Consider the following 3,633-nt stretch of genomic DNA (forward strand, 5'->3'; position numbering starts at 1 on the left):
AGCCCCCCTCTGAATCCAGAGGCGGACCTCCGTGCCGCCGAGGACCGAGCGGCCGACCCGGACGTCGCCGCCCGTCGACTCGGCGAGGCGACGCACGATGTCCAGACCGAGCCCCGTCGACCCGTCCGCCCCGGACCCCGCGCCCCGCGCCAACGCGGCCTCGGGGTCGGCGATCCCGGGCCCCGCGTCGGAGACGAGGACGATCACCGCGTCCTCGCCACTGTGCACGTCCACCGAGAAGGCCGTCCCCTCCCCGGTGTGCCGGAAGACGTTACCCAGCAACGCGTCCAACGCGGCGACCAGTTCCGCCCGCACCACCGGCACCCGCACCGGCCGCTCCACCCCCGCCACGCGCACCTCGCGCCCCTCGTCCTCGGCGAGCGCCGACCAGAACGCCATCCGCTCCCGGATCACCTCCGCCGCGTCGCACCCCGCACCGGGCCCGGCGGCAGCCGTTCGCGGCTTGGCGTCCCGCGCCGTACGGATGATCGTGTCGACCTCGCGCTCCAGGCGTTCGACGGCGACCCGGGTCTGCTCGGCCGCGGGCCCGTCCCCGAGCGAGGCCGCGTTCAGCCGCAGCACGGTCAGCGGCGTACGGAGCCGGTGGGAGAGGTCGGCCGCCAGCTCCCGTTCGTTGGCGAGGAGCTGGACGACCTGGTCGGCCATGGAGTTGAACGCGACCGCCGCCAGCCGCAGCTCGGTCGGCCCCTCCTCCGGCACCCGCGCCCCCAGCTTCCCCTCCCCGAGGTCACGCGCCGCGCCCACCAGCCGCTTGGCCGGCTGGACCATGCGTACGCCGAGCCGGTCCGCGACCGCCACCGACCCGATGACGAGCGCGATGCCGACCCCGGCGAGCACCAGCCACGCCGTCGTCACGCCATTGCTGACCTCGGCCTCGGGAACGTAGATCTCCACGACCGCCGTCCCGGAGCTGAGCGCGGTCGGCTGGAGCACCACGAAGCCGCCGGGCACCTCGGCGGTCCTGGCGCGGCCCTCCTCGCGGGTGGCCGCCACGGCCCGCGCGCCCGCGCGCGGGTCGCCGACCTCGAAGGCGGGGGCGCCGTCGATGGCCGGTACGTACACGGCCATCCGCCCGTCGCCGCCCGCCTCGGACGTGGCGACGGCCCGGGTCAGCTCCTCGCGGTCGGTGGTGATGGAGAGCGTGGGGCCCATGCCCGCGCCGTGCCGCTCCGCGTTCGAGAGGGCGCGGTCCCTGGCCATCTCCTTGACGACGAGGCCGAGCGGCACCGCGAAGGCCACCACGACCATCACCGTGACGGCCAGGCACACCTTGACGAGGGCCCATCTCACAGCGGTGACTCCACCGGCGGCGGCTCCAGCTTCACGCCGACCCCGCGCAGGGTGTGCAGATAACGCGGCCGCGCGGCCGTCTCGCCCAGCTTCCGCCGCAGCCACGACAGGTGTACGTCGATGGTCTGGTCGTCCCCGTAGCTCTGCTGCCACACCTCGGCGAGCAGTTCCTTGCGGGGCACGACGACGCCGGGCCGCCCGGCGAGGAAGGCGAGCAGGTCGAACTCGCGGCGGGTCAGGTCGAGCCGCGCCCCGTCGAGGTCGGCCTGGCGGCGCAGCGGGTCGATGGAGAGCCCGCCGACCCGCAGGACGTCGCTCGGCGGCGCCTCACCGGCGGTGCCGCGCGCGCGGCGCAGCACGGCGGCCATCCGCGCCGAGAGGTGTTCGACGGAGAACGGCTTGGTGAGGTAGTCGTCCGCGCCGTCGTTGAGGAGCCGTACGATCTCCGCCTCGTCGTCCCGGGCAGTGGCGATGATCACGGGGACGTCCGTGATGCCGCGCAGCATCTTCAGCGCCTCCGACCCGTCGAGGTCGGGCAGGCCGAGATCCAGGATCACCACGTCAAAGCGGAAATGGGCGACCTCCCGCAGCGCCTCGAGGGCCGTGCCGACGCTGCGCACGGTGTGCGACGCCTCGGTCAGGTGCCGGATGAGGGCGGAGCGTACGAACTGGTCGTCCTCGACGACGAGCACACTTGCCATGGGCGGCACCGTACGCCATACGGAGGAACGCGGTCCTCCCTGGATCACCCGTCCCCCTACGAACGCCAGATCGATTACCGCAGGGGACACGGCGTCGCCGCGTGGTGCAGTATGGCCCGCGATGCGCAGAGGATTCGTACACACCATCGCTTGGTCGCTCGCCACGGGCGCGGCGGTCACGCTGTCGTGGTGGGGCGTCCACACCGTGATGGCGGGCACCGCCTACGACCCGCCGCGCGCCCTGCCGCTCGCGGCCGACGACGGCGGCAAGGACCGCGCGCGGCCGCTGTCCTCCTCGACGCACCGCCCCGAACCGCCCTCGGCCAAGAAGTCGCCGACGCCCGAGAAGTCGGCGAAGGCGCCGAAGTCTCCGAAGCCCCCCGAACCGTCCAAGTCCCGCACCCGGGCCCCCGACGCCTCGCCGCCCGCCGGTTCCGGCGACGCGGCCACCGGCAGGGGGACGGTGAAGGGCTACAGCACCAAGGGCGGCCGGGTCGTCTTCGATCTCGGCGAGGAGTCCGCGACGCTGGTCTCGGCGACCCCGGCGGCGGGCTGGTCGGTGCAGACGTGGAAGCAGGACAAGTGGATCCGCGTGGAGTTCACGGCGGGCGCGGAGAAGCTCTCGGTCTTCTGCACCTGGCACGACACCGCGCCCCGGGTCCAGATCAACACCTACTGACGTGCGACGTGCGCGGTCACCGGAACACCGAGGGCGGCGGTGCCGGTGAGGCGACCGCGCCGGCGTCCGTGACGGCGGCGGCTCCCCCGCTGAAGTCCCGCAGCCCGCGTCCGTGTTCGACCCGGCCCGGGTGCGGGTCGCTCGCGCTGCGCCGGGTCAGCTCGGCGACGGGCAGGACCTGGTCACCGGCGAGGAGCACGGCGTTGCCGAAGCGCTTGCCGCGCAGGACGGTGGGGTCGGCGACGAGCGCGAGTTCGGGGAAGAGCGCGGCGGCGGTGGCGAGCTGCCCGCGCAGGTGTGCGAGCGGCGGTCCGTCGGCGAGGTTGGCGGCGTAGTGACCGCCGGGCGCGAGGACCCTGCGTACGTCGGTGAGGAATTCGGTGCTCGTGAGGTGCGCGGGGGTGCGGGCGCCGCTGAAGACGTCGGCGATGACGAGGTCGGCCCAGCCGTCGGCGATCTTCGCGAGCCCTTCGCGGGCGTCGGTGCCGCGCACCCGTATCCGGGCCTGCGGGTCCAGGGGCAGTTCGCGGCGGACGAGTTGGATGAGCGCGGTGTCGCGCTCGACTATCTGCTGGGTGGAGCGGGGGCGGGTCGCCGCTATGTAGCGGGCGAGGGTGAAGGCGCCGCCGCCCAGGTGCACGGCGCGTATCGGCTTTCCGGCGGGCGCGACGAGGTCGGCGATGTGGCCCAGCCTGCGCTGGTACTCGAAGTCGAGGTACGTGGGGTCGTCGAGGTCCACATGGGACTGCGGGGCGCCGTCGACGAGCAGCGTCCACGCGCGTGGCCGGTCCCGGTCCGGCATCAGCTCGGCGAGCCCGCCGTCCACCTTCTCGACGACGGCCTCGGATGCCGCTTCCCGGGCTCGCCTGTTCCTTGCCATCGGACCATTATCGGCGTACGCGGACGAAGCGGCCCGGCGGCGGTGCGGCGGGCCGCTTCGTC

Annotated in this window: 4 protein-coding genes; 1 reads left to right on the forward strand and 3 read right to left on the reverse strand. The window is 74.0% G+C overall.

What is annotated here, in order from left to right:
• The coding region (locus GKQ77_RS29755) for a sensor histidine kinase (RefSeq protein WP_219692221.1) at window positions 1-1,311 on the reverse strand (1,311 nt) is incomplete at its 3' end.
• The gene (locus GKQ77_RS29760) at window positions 1,308-2,012 is read right to left on the reverse strand and encodes a response regulator transcription factor (RefSeq protein ID WP_164551753.1); all 705 of its coding nucleotides are present in this window, start codon (window positions 2,010-2,012) and stop codon (window positions 1,308-1,310) included. The genes GKQ77_RS29755 and GKQ77_RS29760, both read right to left, overlap by 4 nt.
• Window positions 2,013-2,133: 121 nt before the next feature.
• Between GKQ77_RS29760 and GKQ77_RS29765 the strand changes: the two genes are divergently transcribed.
• Window positions 2,134-2,691 (forward strand): hypothetical protein, encoded by a 558-nt coding sequence (locus tag GKQ77_RS29765; protein WP_219692222.1) that lies wholly within the window; start codon window positions 2,134-2,136, stop codon window positions 2,689-2,691.
• Window positions 2,692-2,707: 16 nt separating this feature from the next.
• On the opposite strand, the gene GKQ77_RS29770 is transcribed toward GKQ77_RS29765, so the two are convergent.
• The gene (locus GKQ77_RS29770; protein WP_219692223.1) at window positions 2,708-3,571 is read right to left on the reverse strand and encodes a spermidine synthase; all 864 of its coding nucleotides are present in this window, start codon (window positions 3,569-3,571) and stop codon (window positions 2,708-2,710) included.
• Between the last annotated feature and the right edge of the window lie 62 nt (window positions 3,572-3,633).

Source organism: Streptomyces anatolicus (assembly GCF_019400875.1).
Taxonomy (GTDB): Bacteria; Actinomycetota; Actinomycetes; order Streptomycetales; family Streptomycetaceae; genus Streptomyces; species Streptomyces anatolicus.

What these genes read in the sequence shown, in the direction of transcription:
- GKQ77_RS29770 (WP_219692223.1), bottom strand. Translation starts at nt 3,571, where the DNA reads ATGGCAAGGAACAGGCGAGCCCGGGAAGCGGCATCCGAGGCCGTCGTC.
- GKQ77_RS29760 (WP_164551753.1), bottom strand. Translation starts at nt 2,012, where the DNA reads ATGGCAAGTGTGCTCGTCGTCGAGGACGACCAGTTCGTACGCTCCGCC.
- GKQ77_RS29765 (WP_219692222.1), top strand. Translation starts at nt 2,134, where the DNA reads ATGCGCAGAGGATTCGTACACACCATCGCTTGGTCGCTCGCCACGGGC.